Here is a 17,050-nt window from a genome sequence, read left to right as displayed (position 1 = left end):
TTCTCCCTGCTCCCTTGATGGAGCCTGTTGGCATGCCGTGCACACGGCATGCAGACAAAATTGACACGACTATTATCGCGCCGGGGCGCAAGCAACCCTATCGGACAAATGTGCGAATGACTGGATTTTTGTGCGGTAAAATCCCGAGTGTGAGCGGGATCTCAAAGCGAGGAATTGGGCACTATTAGCGAATTCAATTGGTTTTTACATATAAAATCATGTCGTTAGCAGGAATTTCCTTGCGACCGTATTGCCGTGGCCCTACCAGTCTGGACGGGAGAGAGAAGCTTCTTCTGTAAATTTGTGAGGGTAGATGATGGGGCGAGATGTGAGCCAGCGCACATAAATGGCTGTCATCAGGGGAGCTTGGGGGAGTGCAAGCTGGAGAAATGGGCTTGGTTGCAGCAGGCCACCCTGGCGCTGTAGAAGCGCCGGGGTGGCTGTTTTGAGCAGAGGTTGGACTTCACTGCGTATCGGTTAAGTTGGTGCTAGGAATTAGTCAAACAAAGCAGATGAACTCAATAAAAAATTACGGTCTTATAAGGAATATAGATAACCTTTTTCTTATATCCCAGTATATTAACATTTATTTCCACGTTATTTATTAAACCTTGAAAATAAAGAAGGGAATTTTTCAGGCTCAACATCAATAACCTGGTTACCTTGTCTTTCGACATATTTTTTTCTATACAGTGATGGTTGCTCTTGTCCTTCTACTTCAAAAACAAATACAGTCTTATCAAAATAACTAACACATTTCATATGTGAGTTTACATATGATTTCAGTGGTTCAGATAGGTCAGAGTTTTTTACTTTATCTGTAATGAGTTGGAAAAATTGATCTAAAGTCTTACCCAATCGCTCAGCTTCATGCTCAACCCCCGTAATTTGGAAGTTGTTAAAAGTTATCGGCTTTACTCCAAAAAGTTCATGAACACGGAGAGCTGTTGCACTTTTGTCCGCGACACCAACTATTACGTATCCCTTATGGCCCCTTTGGATGTTAGATATTGCAGCACATGTCTCTAATATTTTATCGAAAGACCGTTCATCAAACCTTGGATTATCAGAAAGTTCTATAAAACCTTGCTTGAAGTCATATGCAGGCTGCTCAGTCTTTGAATTCATCAGCAAGTTTTGCAGTTTGGTAACCCAATGGACTTTGGCTGGGTCTGGATTGTTATCAATTTCAAAATACTGAAGAAGCATTCCCATTACAGATTTAACAGCTGAGGCTCGATTATCTGCCCCCCATCGACCGCCTTCCTGAATAACAATATTCTTCCCTTTGTTATTCAGAGCATTTATTGCGCCATTAATGTCAGAGAGAGTCATTCCCCTACGAACAATTAGGTCATGCATGGCCAGAAATACTGCTTGGAAGTATCTTGGCACTGGGTTACCTGTACTATTTTCTGGGAAAAGGAGAGTTGAAAATGAAACACCTGCATGTTCCAAGAGAAGAGACAGTGTGTCATGCACCCTTTGATAGTCTAAATCTACAAGGTCTGGATTGCGTCTACGAATTGCTTGATCCATACCATCAAATCGTTCAAGACTGACACCCTGAAGAGGGTATGTTGCTCCGTAGTAGTCATCAAAAAGTTCGGTTCTGGACGCTATAGGGGTATCAGAGACCATATAGGAAATTAAGTCGGCAACTAACTCCTCATCACGACTTTGGCGGATATTATCTTTTGTTAAAATATTATTTTTTACCCAAAAAATCTCATCCACATTAATGCCGTATGATAAGTCTCTATTCGTAATACTGATTTCCTTCATTGAATTAAGATAAAGAATATTAGAGTTTGACGTATCCCCCCTCACACGTGAGGATATTATTCTTACGCAATCAGCAAATGAATTTGTAGCTCCAGCAGAACGTAATTCTTGCCTAGATAATTGGCGACCACCTGAGTTTATTCGTCTGAAAACTTCATCAACGGATTCGCCGTCTGCAAACTCATAGATTGATAGTGGTACAGGATAAGCTGCGATAGAAAGGCAATCTTCCCTTGCCATGACAGGAGTTTTTTGTATAAGAACCCCCCTGTCAAGCAAGTCTTTTGTAGTGGCAAATGTATTCAAATCAAAGAAGGTATCTCTTACAGAAAAATCATTATTTATAAATGATGTTATTGCATCCATGCGTTGCATTCCATCAATGATCTCCAAGGACCCTTCTCTGTTGCCCTTTGGATCTGCCAAAAGAATTATTGGCACAGGGAACCCATTAATTATAGAGTCAATAAAGTTTTGCTTTTCTTCAATTGTCCATATCAATTTTCTTTGATATCGACGGTTAACAGTGTATTTTTTATCGACATAGTTAATAAATATTCTTTCAACTTGCTCACCGCGTACGGTTAATTCCTGTTGAAGTGAAGCCATATTCCCCCCCTAAATAGTCAGTCAAATAAAGAAGTATGTTTTTTCTAAAGTCATTTGTTTTCTATCGGCTACAATATCACTATTTTGACTTTTTTGAAGACCCCGAATAACAATTTTTGGCGCTTATCCCAGTACTAGAATGATGACGACATAGATGAGTTGAAGTTTTCACACTTACTTTTTTAAACTCGCCATATCCTGCATTCCGCTTCGATTATGGTTGAAGGGTTGACTAGCACAGCGTAACCGGACTTTCATGAAAGCATTATTTTTCCATTTAGTAATGGTTACCGCCCCTAAGTTCCAGCCCTCAGCCTGCTTTTTTTTACCTGTGATTGACCTGCAATGGCGTGACAGATCTGTGTCATGAATATGACTCCACCATGGCATTGGTAGCCAATTGAAGCATTTTAACCAATGGTATATGGGGATAACAGGTTGAGCCGATGAAAACCGGCTCGGGATCAACAAATTGTTTGTGCACGTGGTGTGATTGGCTTGCGCTGGACTGGCCCTAGTTGCCGCAGACTAGCCAACCGCTTGATGATCCGGTCTTGAGAGGTGGCTCAATACTCGAGAAATTTCTCGCCGCAGCGCTCGCAGATCAGATGCCGCACATGGGTAGTCTGATAGGCCAGAGTCGAGCCGAATGCCCAGTTGGTGAGGGTGCTGGCACGAAAGGCTTGCCAGAAGGCCTTGCGCGGGTCTTTGGGCATGATGTCCTGACTGTGATCGCGAGGGACCAGCACCACTATATGGCGGGTGCGCTCCCCGCACTGGTCGCAGGGATGGATTTCGCTCTGCTCCTGCTGTTCACTCTGTTTTTGCTGTTCACGCTGGGCTGTCATGATGCACTGGCTCCTGCTCTGGATGGTGCGCTCATCATATTCCTCTCCACTTGGCTCTCCTACTCCCCATACGGAGTTCTGCAATCGGGAGCGGGCTCACTTTTTATCTGCCGGGTTATCTGCCGGGGGAAGGGGCGGCAAGTTTCCCTGGTTGAAATCAGCATCATCTGTCGGGGCAAGAAGCGTCACTGGCTAAAGCCTGCCGCGTCACGCCGCGCCAGCGCCCGCTCCACGTAGAGATAGCCGATGCCCATCACCTGCTGGGGGCGGGTGAGCTCGCCGAAACGCAGCTGGGTCGCATTGACGGCGTCGCTGCAATCGAAGGGGTTGGCGCCGGTCTGACTGATGATGGTCTGCAGCCAGGGCTCGCCGAAGTCGCAGCTGCGGCCATACAGGTAGATGCGGTTGATGTTGAGGATATTGAGGAAGTTGTAGAGGCTCAGGCCAATGGCGCGGGCGCCTTCGTCCACCAGGGCGCGGATCATGGGATCCCCCTGATGGTAGAGCGCGAGCAGCTGGGCCGTGTCGAGCTCCCCGCCCGCCGGCGCCGGGTTGTCGGCGCTGGCTTGCTGCTTGAGAAAGACCCTCGCCCGCTTCTTGATGGCAAACAGCGAGGCGACCGTCTCCAGGCAGCCGTAGCGGCCGCAGGCGCAGGCGCTGCCGTCCGGATTGATGATGGTGTGGCCTATCTGGCCGCTGCCAAAGAGGGAGCCCCTGTAGATCTGGCCGTTGATGATGAAGGCGGAGCCGATGCCGTAGTCGACGTTGATGACGCAAAAATCCCCGCCATTTTCCCGGCCCTGCCACTTCTGGGCCAGCGCCAGCATGATGCAGTCGTTGTCCACCATCACCTCGCAGCCGAGGCGCTCCTCCAGCAGGTACTTGAGCTCGACCGGCGCGTGCCAGGGGGCCTGCGGCATGGTCTGGGAGACCCCGGTGGCCGGATTGACCTGGCCGTGTACCGCCAGCGCCAGCCGGATCGTCAGGCCCTTGTGGCGGCGCTTGTGCTGGTAGTAGTGCGCCTCGATCAGGCGCAGCAGCTCATCCGGGGTCTGCGGCGCTATCTTCTGGCCGCTGAACTCATCCAGCGGGGTGATCAGGTTGTCCACCAGTATGCTCTCCAGGCTGGTGGGGCTGATGTTGAGGCAGAGGATGGCCCCCTTGCCGCTGGCGATGCGGTAGCTGCCACCGTTGATGCCACGCAGGGAGAGGTTCTGCTCGCTGTGGCTGATGGCGTCGTCGGCCACCAGCTCGTCGAGGATCTTGCTGACCGCCGGGATGGAGAGCTCGCAGTGGCGAGCCAGGGTGGACTTGCTCGCCTCTTTGAGCTGGTAGAGCAGCGCCAGCAACACCTGTTTGTTGTGGTGGCGGACTTTCTGGTTGTTCAGGCCGACGATCATCTGTTCACTAAACTCCGCTTACTGTATTGCGTGATCTTTAAGCAAAAATCGCTGTAATGACCATTCTAAACTGGCCTCATCCAAACGTTTACTAATAAATGTTGAATGAGGCGAGATTGATGAGAACTGATGTAAGAGTCTGGGTCGAAGCCGTCACCCTGCCGACCTACGAGGTCGGTGCCGAAGATCCCAACCCCATGTTTCTCGAGAAGCGGGTCTATCAGGGCTCCTCGGGGGCCGTCTATCCCTATGGGGTGATCGACACCCTCACCGGTCAGAAGCAGATGAAGTCCTATCAGGCGGTCTGGCTGGAGAATGACTTCATCAAGGTGATGTTGCTGCCGGAGCTCGGGGGCCGCATCCACCGCGCCTACGACAAGGTGATGCAGCGCGACTTTGTCTACTACAACGAGGTGATCAAGCCGGCGCTGGTGGGGCTGGTGGGGCCCTGGATCTCCGGCGGCATCGAGTTCAACTGGCCCCAGCACCACAGGCCCACCACCTTCATGCCGGTGGATGTCAGCATCCAGGAGCGGGAGGGCGGCGCCAAGACCGTCTGGCTTGGCGAGGTGGAGGCGATGCGCGGCCTGCAGGTGATGGCCGGCTTCACGCTCTACCCGGACAAGGCGCTGATCGAGATCACCGGCAAGGTGTTCAACGGCAACGACACCCCGCGCCACTTCCTCTGGTGGTCCAACCCGGCCGTCAAGGGCGGGGACGATCACCAGAGCGTCTTCCCGCCGGATGTCACCGCCGTCTATGACCACGGCAAGCGCGACGTGAGCGCCTTCCCCATCGCCCGCGGCACCTACTACAAGGTGGATTACTCCGCCGGGGTCGACATCTCCCGCTACCGCAACATCCCGGTACCCACCTCCTACATGGCGGACAAGTCAGACTACGACTTCGTCGGCGCCTATTGCCATGGCGAGCGGGGCGGCCTGCTGCACGTGGCGGATCACCACGTCTCCCCCGGCAAGAAGCAGTGGAGCTGGGGCAACTGCGACTTCGGTCTGGCCTGGGATCGCAACCTGACCGACGACAACGGCCCCTATATCGAGCTGATGACCGGGGTCTATACCGACAACCAGCCCGACTTCACCTGGCTGGATGCGGGGGAGGAGAAGGTGTTCGTCCAGAACTTCCTGCCCTACAACACCCTGGGCACCCTGCAAAACGCCAACACCCGCGCCGCCATCAAGCTGGAGCGCACCGATGACGGCCTGCTGTGCGGCGTCTACGCGGTGGCGCCGCTGGGCGGGGCGCGCTTCGAGGTGAGCGACGAGGGGGGCGTGCTGTTTACGCAACCTCTGGATCTGCAACCGGGTCAGGCCTGGCTTGAGCCGCAGGCCATCACTAGCGAGGGACGTTTGCAGGTTCGGCTGCTGGATGAGAAGGGCCAGCCGATCCTGAGTTATCTCGAGCATCAGCCCGCAGGCGAAGCCCTGCCGGATCCGGCCACGGCACCCTTGGCCGCGGCGGATCTCGACTCGGTCGATGAGCTCTACTTCATCGGCCAGCACCTGGAGCAGTACCTGCACGCCAGCCGCTCCCCCTTTGACTACTACCTGCGGGCGCTGGCGCTGGACGGGGGCGACTATCGCTGCAACCTGGCGCTGGCGACGCTGGAGTACAACCGCGCCAACTATGGGCAGGCGCTGGCGTACGCCAACCAGGCGCTGACCCGGGCCCATCGCCTCAACAAGAACCCCCAGTGCGGCAAGGCCAGCCTGCTGCGCGCCCATATCGAGGAGCGCCAAGGCCTGCTGGACGCCGCCTTCGACGACTTCCACAAGGCGACCTGGAGCGGCAACGGCCGGGATGCCGGCTTCCTCGGCCTGGCCCGCATCGCCATGGTGCGCCGCGACCCGGTGCAGGCGCTGCAATTTGTCGAGCGCAGCCTGGCGGTCAACGGCACCCACTACGGCGCCATCGCCCTCAAGGGGCTGGCGCTGCTGGAGTGTGGCGAGCGGGAGTCGGCTCTCGCCTACATAGACGAGCAGCGGGTCCGTTACCCGCTTCACTATCAGCTCGCCTTCCTGCGTTGGCAGGGGAGCGGGCAGGCGGCGGATCTCGAGGCGCTGCGGGCCCTGTGCAACGGCCGTGGAGTGAACCTCTGCTTCCTGGCGAGCAACCTGCTGGAGCTGGGTCGTCCCGAGCTGGCGATGGCGCTGCTGGTGGCGCTGCCGGTGGAGGAGAGCCTGCCACTGCTGTTCCAGGCCAGCCTGCTGCCGGCAGGGGAGCAACAAGAGGGGCTGCTGCAGCGGGCCGAGCGGGCCTTTGCCAGCAAGGTGCGCTTCCCCAACACCCTGGGGGAGGTGGCCATGCTCGAGCGGCTGCCCCACAGCGGCTTCGCCCGCTACCTGCTCGGCTGCTTCCACTACAGCAAGCGCCGCTATGAGCCGGCCATCGCCCTGTGGCAAGGGGTGTGCGAGCAGACCCCGGAGTTTGCCCCGGCCTGGCGCAACCTCGGCATCTATCACTTCAACAAGAGCTGCGATCTGGCGGCGGCCGAGCAGTGCCTGAGTCGCGCCTTCGCGCTCAAGCCGGACGATGCCCGCCTGCTGTTCGAGCTGGATCAGCTGCACAAGCGCTGCGCCATGGCCCCCGCCGAGCGGCTGGCGCTGCTGGAGGCGCACCGGGAGGTGGCCCTCAAGCGCGACGATCTGACCGCCGAGCTGCTCAGTCTCCAGCACATCGAGGGTCGACTGGAGGCGGCGGCCGAGATCTTGCGGTTGCGCCAGTTCCACCCCTGGGAAGGGGGCGAGGGCAGGGTCACCGGCCAGTACCTCATCAACCAGCAGCGCCGGGCACTGGCACTGATGGCGCAAGGGCAGCATGAGCAGGCCATACCGCTGCTGCAGCAGGCGTTGCACTATCCCCTCAACCTGGGGGAGGGGCGCCTGGTGGGGCAGAGCGACAACGACATCCACTACCTGCTGGCGCTCTGCCACCTCGCCTGCGACCAGCAGAGTCTGGCCGAGCAATGTCTGCGGCAGGCCTGCCTCGGTCAGGGTGAGCTGGGGGCCAGCCGTTACTACAACGATCAGCCGGTGGATTACCTCTTCTATCGGGGCATGGCGCTGGCCCGCCTCGGCCACAAGCAGGAGGCGCAGCGTCTGTTCGAGGGCATGGTGGCCTGGGCCGGGCAGGCCATGGACGAGCGGGTCGGGGCGGATTTCTTCGCCGTCTCCCTGCCCGATCTCATCGTGCTCGATGACGATCCCCAGCACAAACACCGCCAGCACTGCCTGTTGGTGCTGGCCCTCGGCCAGCTGGGGCTGGGGGAGCAAGCGCGCGGTGAGCAGAGCCTGCGCGAGCTGCTCGCCCTGAACCCGGCCCATGACAAGGGGCACCTGTTCAGCCTGCTCTGCCGCCAATCTCAGCTCCACTCATAACAAAAACCGGCGCTCCGCCACGGTGCGGAGCGCCCCAGTACCCTACAATCACAAGATAGCGAGAGTGAGTCATGAAAAGTTCGCGAAATCAAATGGATACGGGTGGGCTCAATATGGGCTACATCTGGATGATCTGCCTGGTGGCCGCCTGCGGTGGCCTGCTGTTCGGTTACGACTGGGTGGTGATAGGCGGGGCCAAGCCCTTCTATGAGGCCTATTTCGCCATCACGGATCCGGCCCAGTCCGGCTGGGCCATGAGCTCGGCGCTGGTGGGCTGCGTGCTGGGGGCCGCCATCTCCGGCTGGTCGTCCGATCGCTTTGGCCGCAAGAAGCCGCTGATCCTGGCGGCCGTCCTGTTCACCATCTCGGCCTGGGGCACGGCCGCGGCCGGCAACTTCGATCTGTTCGTGGTCTATCGCATCATCGGCGGCATCGGGATTGGTCTCGCCTCGGCGCTCTCCCCCATGTACATCGCCGAGATAAGCCCGGCCGACAAGCGGGGCAAGTTCGTGGCCATCAACCAGCTCACCATAGTCCTGGGGGTGCTGGCGGCCCAGCTGGTGAACCTGATGATCGCCGATCCGGTGGCCAGCAGCGCGACCCAGGCCGATATCCTAGCGACCTGGAACGGTCAGTCCGGCTGGCGCTGGATGTTCGGCGCCGAGCTGGTGCCCGCCCTGGCGTTTCTGGTGCTGATGTTCTTCGTGCCGGAATCCCCCCGCTGGCTGGCCAAGGATGGGCAGTATGAGAAGGCCTCCCGCATGCTCGGCAAGATAGGCGGCGATGCCTATGCCAAACAGACCCTGGCCGAGATCCGCCAGACCCTGGTGGGGGAGACCCACAAGGTCTCCCTGGCAGAACTCGGCAAACCCTCGGTGCGCCCCATCCTCATCATCGGCATAGTGCTGGCGGTGTTCCAGCAGTGGTGCGGCATCAACGTCATCTTCAACTACGCGCAGGAGATCTTCGCCTCCGCCGGCTTTGACATCGACAGCACCCTCAAGTCCATCGTCGCCACCGGCCTCATCAACCTGCTGTTTACTCTGATCGCGCTGCCCATGGTGGACAAGATCGGCCGCCGCAAGCTGATGCTGATTGGCTCGGCGGGGCTCACCATCATCTACGGCATGATGGCGGCGGCCTACGCCAGCGGCGTGCTGGGCCTGCCGGTGCTGCTGCTGGTGCTGGCGGCCATCGCCATCTATGCCCTGACCCTGGCGCCGGTCACCTGGGTGCTGCTCTCGGAGATCTTCCCCAACCGGGTGCGGGGTCTGGCCATGTCGGCGGGTACCCTGGCGCTCTGGATCGCCTGCTTCGTGCTGACCTACACCTTCCCGCTGCTCAATGCCGGACTGGGGGCCGCGGGTAGCTTCCTGCTCTATGGCCTCATCAGCTTCGCCGGCCTCATCTTCATCTACCGCAAGGTGCCCGAGACCAAGGGCGTGACCCTGGAGGCGCTGGAAGCCCAGCTGGCCCAGGGCAAGGTGGAGCTGACCCAGGCCAAGGCGAGCACCTCTGCATGAAGGTGCACAACCTGAACAACCCGCATCTTCGGATGCGGGTTTCAACCCAGGGGGCCTGCTTGCTGGGGCTGGAGGATGACAAAGGGCGCCCGCTGCTGCGGGACACCGACCCCGAGGCCCCCTGGCAGCCGGGGCAGAGCGCCCTGTTTCCCATGTTGCCGCTGGCCAACCGGGTGGCGGGCAATGGCTTCGAGCTGTGGGGGGAGGCGCAGCCCCTGCCCGAGAGCGACGCCGATCCCGACTTCTTCCTGCACGGAGAGGGGTGGCTGCGGCCATGGCAGACGGTGGCGCAGACCGGCAGCTCGGTGACGCTGCAGCTCACCGGCCATAACGGCCCCTTTCACTATCTGGCGGAGATCGACTATCGGCTGCAGGGGGCAAGCCTGGTGGCGCGCATCGGCTTGACCCATCTGGGGGAGGCGCCCTGCCTCTATGGCGCGGGCTTTCACCCCTTCTTCTGGCGCGATGAGCAGACCCGGCTGCGCTTTTTGGCGAGCGGGGTCTGGCAGGAGGGGGCGGATCACCTGCCGACCCACTGGAGCAGTGCATTGGCGCCCAACCTCGACTTTCGTCAGTGGCGGCGGCCACAGGGCTGGCTCAACCACTGTTATGGCGGCTGGCGCGGGCAGGCCGAGATCGAGCATCCTGGCCGCTATCAACGCTTGCAGATCTCCAGCGATGGCGGCTTCCTGATGCTCTATCAGCCCGACGAGGGCAGCGGCTTCGTCTGCCTTGAGCCCCAGAGTCACGCCGCCAACGCCCACCATATGGCCGGTCACCCCGGTCTGCGGCTGCTGACGCGCGGCGATCGCATGAGCCTCGGCATGACCATCAGCCTGCTGGCGACGCCATGAGTCGGTGCCTCGTCCCATCCCCATTTAGAGGCCCGCAAGGGCTTCGGCTCATACATCGGATAACGTGTGCCTTGGTGACCCATCTCCCGGGCCGGTGAGCCGACGGCCGGGGTCATCCCGGTCTCGGCCTTCACGCCAGCGCCGGCCGACATCCCCGGACTGGTCTGTCCTTATCTCCTTTCTTAACCCGCTCTGAATGCGCCGCGACTTTCGATGGACGGCGGCAGGGCCCATTGCTCTACTCCGCGAAAGGTTCAAATCGCTGCCGCGAGAGGCAGCACCGGCTCACCGTGGGTGAACCGGGTAAGGGAGTGCTTTAGGGAGGAGTGAACAATGACATTAGGCAAGTGCTTGATAATAGGATTGACAGCCCTTGCGCTGCTGGGGTGTGGTAATGACGATGAGGGGGGCTCAACGGAAGACGCTCATCCCCTCTCTTCGCTGCAGATAAGCCCGGGGGAGGCCAAGGTCCCCGTCGGTTTTGAGCAGCAGTTTCAGGTTATGGCTATCTGGGATGATGGCATGGTGCAGGATGTGACATCGCATCCCAACATCGTCTGGAGCAGCAGCGACAGTACAGTGGTCACCATAGATGACGATGGGCTCGCCAAGGGAATAAGCCCGGGGACGGCGCTCATCACCACGACAGGCACCGCCAACGGCGAGCCATACAGCGCCACCGCCAGGGTGGAGGTCATCGACACCTATGTGAGTGAATTACAGTTGACGCCATCTGTCGCCACCGTACCAGTGGGCCTGAGTCAGTCCTTTATGGCCATCGCCACCTTTTCCGACGGCCAATCGCGGGATGTGACCAACGCCTCGGCCCTGAGCTGGCACAGCAGTGATGACAGCCGCGCGGTTGTCAGCAACGAAGAGGGCAACAAAGGGGTGGCCACCGGACTGGCGACCGGGATCCTGACCCTCGAGGCCGTCGCCACGTCCAATGGCACACCGCTCCAGGCCTCGGCCCCGCTGGAGGTGACGGATGCCGTGATCACCGGGCTGGATATCCATGCCCCGCAAGATCCGCTGCCGATGGGGTTGAATGCGCAGATGAGTGTCTTTGCCAGCCTGTCGGATGGCAGTGCCCCCATCGATGTGACCGATCATGAATCCATCATCTGGCTCAGCAGCGATCCGGCGGTGGCGAGCATCAGCGACACCGGGTTGGTTACCGGGTTGGCACAAGGGAGTGCCACCATAGAAGTAAGCGGAACAGTCAATGGTGTCTCCTTCAATGCGACCGAGCAGCTCAGGGTGAGCTCGGCCGTTGTCATTCGGCTCGAGATGCAACCGGCGAACGGAACGGTCCCGGTGGGGCTGCAGACGCTCTTTAACGCCATTGCACATCTGTCCGATGGGACGTCGTTTGACGTCACCGACAACCCCCTCATTCAGTGGCACAGCAGCCAGCCGGTAGTCGCGACCGTCAGTAGTCTCGAAGGCAGCAAGGGTCTGGTGACGGGCCAGGCGGCGGGAGTCGCCACCATCACCGCAAGCGGGACGATCGATGGCACGCCCTTCACGGCATCGGCTCCCGTGACAGTGTCATCCGCCGTGGTGACCAGTCTGGCGGTCACCCCGCAGACGGCGTCGGTGTCCATCGGTAACCGGCAGCAGTTCCAGGCCATGGCGACCCTCTCTGACGGTGGCTCACAAGATGTGACCCGCGACACTACCCTGACCTGGCACTCCGATGCGCCCGCAGTGGCGACCATCAGTAATGTGGATGGTAGTCGAGGGGAGGCCAGCGGCCTGACCGAGGGGTTGGCGCTCATCACCGCCAGCATGGGCGGTGTCGCCAGCACGGCGGCGCAGCTGTCGGTCACGCAACCGGCATCCATCATCATAGAGCCGATGCTTAACCAGATTGCCTCGTTGCAACTGAGCCCGGAGGCGTTCGCGTTCTGGAATGCGACCTCCATCAATTCAGCTCAGGGGCAGAGTGCCCTCAAGGAGCTGACCGGGCAGGTCTACAACCAGTTCCGCGACGAGTTTGACTTCATCACCGTGGTGATGAACAACGAGGAGGTTCCCTCGGGCATGCCCACCGGCGAGTTCACTCATGCCAGAAACGACGTCGAAGGCATAGGGCTCTCTCTGTTTGATAACACGGCGGACTTCCACTCGGACGGCAAGCTGCAGGGCATCTCTTTCCTCTACAGGAAGAAGTACCTCTCCACCTCGGCCTATGGCCCCATACTGCACGAGATGACCCACCGTTGGGCGAACTGGGTGGTGCCGAGCAGCTATCCGGGTCACTGGGGCAACGAGCTGGGTATCGTCGGGCAGTTGAACAACGTGAGCGCGAACTACGCCGATATCGAGCTCTATCTGATGGGGCTGATGGACTCCGCCGAGATGACGGATCCGGCCAGTCTGAACGCCTATGCACTTATCCCGGCCGACCAGAAGCCCAGGGTGCCAGGCGCCACCACCGCGCAGCGGGAGTTTAGGGTGTTGCTGTTGGTGCTGTCGGATCGGTCGCTCACCGCCACCGAGATCAAGAACTACAACAATGGTGCCACCTTGCTGGCCCGAACTGATAACCCCTCCCAGCAGGGCACCAACTTCCACAAGATGACGGGAGGCAGAGGTACCCTGGTGGTGAGCGGGCTCGACACACTGGTCAAGCCGACCCCTTAAGCCGGCGGAGTACCAGTCGCGCTCATCTGATCGAGCCGCGAACAGACGGGTGACACGGCCGATGCCGACCGCCCGTGAGGGACAAGCATCCGGAGCCAGTAACTGGCTCCGGATTTTTTATGGCGATGGCAAAGGGCGCCGGGCTAACGGTGAGTGGGTCACCTCAGGGGCGGCTCGCTTCATCTTGGGAGGGCTTTTTGAGCTGATAGCGGGTCTGCTCAATCTGATCGAAGCGCAGGATCAGGGTATCGCCTCCCTTGAGGCGATAGGCACAATGGCTGCCATTGCAGGCGATGCGGATATGGGGTTCATCCCCCAACAGGGGCGACTGGCTATGGGCCTCGCTCATCGGCCAGGTGCCTGTTTCAACTCTCTCGATCTGGCTGCGGGCCAGCTCTTCCCCCATGGGTTTGATGTGTTCGGATGCCATGATGACCAGCAAGGGAGGCACGACAAAAACAGCGAGCTTGAAAATAGAGTTTCCGAGCCAGAGCATGGCGTTGAAGGTAAAGGGGGCTGGATAGTTATTGGCGATTTTCCCTCCCTTCAGCACGAGGGGGCACAACACAAAGAAGCGAATAACCCACCAGGAGAGTGTTAGCCGCCACTTCACGGCAAACAGCATGATAAAGAGAGCAAGAAACAGAGTTCCTAGCGCAGCGAGTAATGGAACTACATAGGGTAAAAGCAGCTGAATTAGCAGAAAGAAACCGGTAAAAAGCGTGATATCGGCGGATGGAGAAAACTCTGTTGAGTCCAGTCTGAATTGCCCCAGGTAACCTTGGTAATAGCGCATTCCCACAAAGTACACAGTTGCCGTCAGCAAGGGGATCAGAGCGCATAGAATGCCGACAAAACGCAGCATTCCCCCTTTCTCTTCCTCTTCGTTTTTCGCGGCTCGCAGCTCTCGCAGGTGTTTTTTAAGCCAGCGTCTGTGCAAAGTCGCCAAATCCCATTCCATTGATCCCTTTCTCCTTTATTCACCTGAATAGTCAGCGCTGTCTTGAAGGCTTTTACCGACACAAGCGTTTCGGTGACGTCGCGACCCCGATCGCCAGCGTAACTCTGGGAGTGGGCAAATTAGCATGGCCACGTTCCTGCGCTCAGAGAATGGCGCTACTGCGAAACAACGCCTTGCCGCATGACAGACAAGTGTGGCGAAGGCGGTAATCGCCGGTGCCGGTGAGGGGGTGAAATAGCACCTTGTCGGAGCCGCAGGCATAACAGCGGGCATTCTCGTCATCGTCGGTGACACACTCGGGGTGCAGGCGAAGATACTCCAGCAGGGTGGGCAGCGCCTCCCAGTCGGGCTGGCCGGTAGATCGGTTCCAGAGGATGATGCCAGCGGTCGCGAGACCCGCCAGGGTAAGAAACAGTTCGCTCAGTTGCATGCGGTTCAAGGCTCCATCATACGAAGGCTGTGCCCGTGTCGATGAGATAGGAAATACGATCTCGTTGCAGCCAGCCAGAAGCCCATATGCTATCGAGCGAGCTGCCGTCTCAGCCATCCCCACTTGGGTCAGCAAAGTCATTGACAGGCGGGCCCTGTCCGCCCGTTCTTTCAACGATGGGGCACCGACCACGCAGATAAGAAAAGGGGCCTTGCGGCCCCTCGTCATGTCAGTCGGCGGTGGCTCAGGCCACCTTGCTGCTTGCCAGGGTGCGGGCCAATAATCCATCTGGATTATGGATAGCATCCTTCGTTTTAACATCGATAATTTCGATATTATTGAAGCGCTCCCGGTTCTTGATGGCCACGTCGTGGGCCAGGATGACGCAGCGGGCGTTCGCCACGTCCTTTGCCGTGATGCGGTTGATGATGCCGTTGGCGCCTTGTGTCTCCACTTTGAGCTTGATGCCGGCCTTGGCGGCCGCTTTTTGCAGGCTCTTGGCGGCGAGGAAGGTGTGGGCCACCCCTGAGGGGCAGGCGGTGATGGCGAGCACTTCTGCCTCACCTTCCGCTTCGATGACGTCATAACCGCCATCCGGGGTGGCTACCTCTTCCTCTTCGGTCACCGGCTTTTTCAGCAGGTTGACGATGAGGGCCGTGGTCAGGGCGCCGAGCACTGTGCCCAGGATATAGCCCATCTTGCCTTCCACCACCGGCAGCACTATCCAGCCGCCCCAGGGGGCGTGGTTGATGCTGTGCATCATGAAGCCGGTGATGTTGCCGACTATGCCCCCCGCAACGATGGCCGGGATGACCCGCACCGGGTCGGCGGCGGCAAAGGGAATGGCCCCCTCGCTGATGCCGATCATGCCCATGATGGCGGCCGCCTTGCCCGCTTCACGCTCTTCCTTCTTGTAGCGCTTGGGTGAGAGCAGGGTCGCCAGCGCCATGCCGAGCGGCGGTACGCAGATGGCGATGCCGACGCCCCCCATCAGCCAGGGCTGGGTGTTGACCTGGGTCTGGGCGAACAGGGTGGCCACCTTGTTGACCGGGCCACCCATGTCGAAGGCGGTCATGCCGCCGAGGATGGCGCCCAGCATCACCTTGCCGGAGCCTGCCATGCTGGAGAGCCAGTTGTTCATCCCGTCCATCATGGCGGCGATGGGGGCGCCTATCACCCACATCACTATGCCGCACACCAGGAAGGTGCCGATCAGCGGATAGATGAAGATGGAGCCGAGCGAACTCATGGAGTCCGGTAGTTTGATGCGTTTGAGCTGATTGACGATGAGGCCCGCGATGAAGCCCACCAGGATGGCACCGAGAAAACCGGTGTGGAACTGCTGCACTGCTATCCAGGAGCCGATCATGCCGGGCGCCAGGCCCGGTTTGTCCGCCATGGAGTAGGCGATGTAGCCGCCGAGCACGGCGGTAAACAGGGTGAGCCCCGCTATCCCCATGTCGGCCATGTCCTTGAGCACGCCCGCCTCGGGCACGGCGCCCTTGCCGCTCATCATCACCGACAGCGACAGCAGCACGCCCCCCGCGACGATGAAGGGGATCATGTGGGAGGTGCCGAACAGCAGGTGCTGCTTGAGGGTGCCGAGCTGGGCCTTGATGCTGCGATCCTGGGGCTCGGGGGCACTGACTTGAGATGCCCGGCTCACCGGTGAGGGCGCCGCTTTGGCGCCGCCCGTGGCCGAGAGCAGTGACAGCACCTCGGCCTTGCTGGTGGCCGATTGCATGCGGGGGATGAAATCGGGCTCCAGCAGCTTGGTGGAGAGCTCCGCCAGCACCTCGATATGGTGGTTGGCGGCGCCGGTGGGGGAGGCAATCATGAAGAACAGGCGGGAGGGCAGGCCATCCTCGGCGCCGTAGTCGATCCCCTGACGGCTGATGCCGATGACGATGGCGGGGGCCATCACCACCTCGCTCTTGGCGTGGGGCAGGGCGACACCTTGCTCGAAACCGGTGTTGCCGAGATTCTCCCGTGCCCAGAGATCGCGCACGAAACTATCCTGATCGGCTATCTTGCCGCTTTTTTTCAGCTGGGCAGCCAGCTCGACAAAGAGCCCCTGCTTGTCGCGAGCGGCAAGGTCGAGGCAGATCAGTCCTTCATCTATCAAGGAGGTGAGCATTGGTGTCTCCTGGCTCCTGCGAGCCTTGGTGAGGTGATTCATGGATGGAGCAAACGATTGACCCCTCTATTGTTTCGTCCAACCCCTCTCACCGAAATCGGACATATGTGCCCTTTACTGGAGTTTTGTGTCAATGCCCTCGGCCTGTGACTCTGCTCGCATTTTGGTGTGTGGGTTAAAACCTGACGAATGGAAGATAAATTCAATTTAAAACAGTTAGTTAGTTTTGAGGTGGTCATGGATTAAAAACGCGACGAGGGCCACCATCACCCTGGGCGGTACCGTCTGAATGGAGATTTGTGCGCCCCGACCTGGCCTTGAAATGTGAGCCGTTTGGCAAAAGCCGACCCCATGACCCATGGGCATGACGGCTTGCGACGAGGGGAGTCGCCGCCCTGCCGGATTGTGTTAATCCAACTTTCAGATTGGGTATGGTTTAATCAATCGCTTATTTCG

Annotated in this window: 10 protein-coding genes; 4 read left to right on the top strand and 6 right to left on the bottom strand. The window is 59.0% G+C overall.

Annotated elements, in window-relative coordinates; all coding sequences use genetic code 11:
- Positions 1-597 precede the first annotated feature (597 nt).
- The 3 genes from MM194_RS08630 to MM194_RS08620 form a co-directional block, all read right to left on the bottom strand.
- The gene (locus MM194_RS08630; protein WP_241343334.1) at positions 598-2,394 is read right to left on the bottom strand and encodes a DUF262 domain-containing protein; all 1,797 of its coding nucleotides are present in this window, start codon (positions 2,392-2,394) and stop codon (positions 598-600) included.
- 566 nt (positions 2,395-2,960) lie between these two features.
- Entirely contained in the window at positions 2,961-3,242 is a 282-nt protein-coding gene (locus tag MM194_RS08625; RefSeq protein ID WP_241343333.1) for a hypothetical protein, read from the bottom strand.
- 185 nt (positions 3,243-3,427) lie between these two features.
- A complete protein-coding gene (locus tag MM194_RS08620) occupies positions 3,428-4,642 on the bottom strand; it encodes an ROK family protein (RefSeq protein WP_241343332.1) in 1,215 nt (404 codons plus the stop codon).
- A 119-nt stretch (positions 4,643-4,761) separates the two neighbouring features.
- Between MM194_RS08620 and MM194_RS08615 the strand changes: the two genes are divergently transcribed.
- From MM194_RS08615 to MM194_RS08600, 4 genes are all read left to right on the top strand, one after another.
- Positions 4,762-8,040: a DUF5107 domain-containing protein gene (locus MM194_RS08615; protein WP_241343331.1), complete on the top strand. Its 3,279-nt coding sequence runs from the start codon at positions 4,762-4,764 to the stop codon at positions 8,038-8,040.
- A 71-nt stretch (positions 8,041-8,111) separates the two neighbouring features.
- On the top strand, positions 8,112-9,563 hold the full coding sequence (locus tag MM194_RS08610; RefSeq protein WP_277605081.1) for a sugar porter family MFS transporter: 1,452 nt from the start codon (positions 8,112-8,114) through the stop codon (positions 9,561-9,563).
- Positions 9,560-10,417, top strand: coding sequence for an aldose 1-epimerase (locus MM194_RS08605; protein WP_241343329.1), 858 nt, complete (start codon positions 9,560-9,562; stop codon positions 10,415-10,417). The genes MM194_RS08610 and MM194_RS08605 overlap by 4 nt, the downstream gene beginning before the upstream one ends.
- A 363-nt stretch (positions 10,418-10,780) precedes the next feature.
- Entirely contained in the window at positions 10,781-13,066 is a 2,286-nt protein-coding gene (locus MM194_RS08600; protein ID WP_241343328.1) for an Ig-like domain-containing protein, read from the top strand.
- Positions 13,067-13,229: 163 nt separating this feature from the next.
- Here MM194_RS08600 and MM194_RS08595 read toward each other — a convergent pair whose 3' ends face one another.
- The 3 genes from MM194_RS08595 to MM194_RS08585 form a co-directional block, all read right to left on the bottom strand.
- Positions 13,230-14,027, bottom strand: a complete 798-nt coding sequence (locus MM194_RS08595) for a hypothetical protein (protein ID WP_241343327.1) — start codon at positions 14,025-14,027, stop codon at positions 13,230-13,232.
- Between the two features lie 142 nt (positions 14,028-14,169).
- Entirely contained in the window at positions 14,170-14,457 is a 288-nt protein-coding gene (locus tag MM194_RS08590; protein ID WP_241343326.1) for a hypothetical protein, read from the bottom strand.
- 244 nt (positions 14,458-14,701) lie between these two features.
- Positions 14,702-16,594, bottom strand: coding sequence for a PTS fructose transporter subunit EIIC (locus MM194_RS08585; protein ID WP_241343325.1), 1,893 nt, complete (start codon positions 16,592-16,594; stop codon positions 14,702-14,704).
- Between the last annotated feature and the right edge of the window lie 456 nt (positions 16,595-17,050).

Source organism: Aeromonas sp. MR16 (assembly GCF_022549315.1).
Lineage (GTDB): Bacteria > Pseudomonadota > Gammaproteobacteria > Enterobacterales > Aeromonadaceae > Aeromonas > Aeromonas aquatica.
Note: the sequence above shows the minus strand (reverse complement) of the source record. Positions and strands in the feature narration are given on the sequence as shown.

Excerpts from the sequence above, each read along its gene's own strand:
- MM194_RS08615 (WP_241343331.1), top strand. The coding sequence starts at position 4,762 with ATGAGAACTGATGTAAGAGTCTGGGTCGAAGCCGTCACCCTGCCGACC.
- MM194_RS08585 (WP_241343325.1), bottom strand. The coding sequence starts at position 16,594 with ATGCTCACCTCCTTGATAGATGAAGGACTGATCTGCCTCGACCTTGCC.
- MM194_RS08610 (WP_277605081.1), top strand. The coding sequence starts at position 8,112 with ATGAAAAGTTCGCGAAATCAAATGGATACGGGTGGGCTCAATATGGGC.
- MM194_RS08620 (WP_241343332.1), bottom strand. The coding sequence starts at position 4,642 with ATGATCGTCGGCCTGAACAACCAGAAAGTCCGCCACCACAACAAACAG.
- MM194_RS08605 (WP_241343329.1), top strand. The coding sequence starts at position 9,560 with ATGAAGGTGCACAACCTGAACAACCCGCATCTTCGGATGCGGGTTTCA.
- MM194_RS08590 (WP_241343326.1), bottom strand. The coding sequence starts at position 14,457 with ATGCAACTGAGCGAACTGTTTCTTACCCTGGCGGGTCTCGCGACCGCT.
- MM194_RS08630 (WP_241343334.1), bottom strand. The coding sequence starts at position 2,394 with ATGGCTTCACTTCAACAGGAATTAACCGTACGCGGTGAGCAAGTTGAA.
- MM194_RS08625 (WP_241343333.1), bottom strand. The coding sequence starts at position 3,242 with ATGACAGCCCAGCGTGAACAGCAAAAACAGAGTGAACAGCAGGAGCAG.
- MM194_RS08595 (WP_241343327.1), bottom strand. The coding sequence starts at position 14,027 with ATGGAATGGGATTTGGCGACTTTGCACAGACGCTGGCTTAAAAAACAC.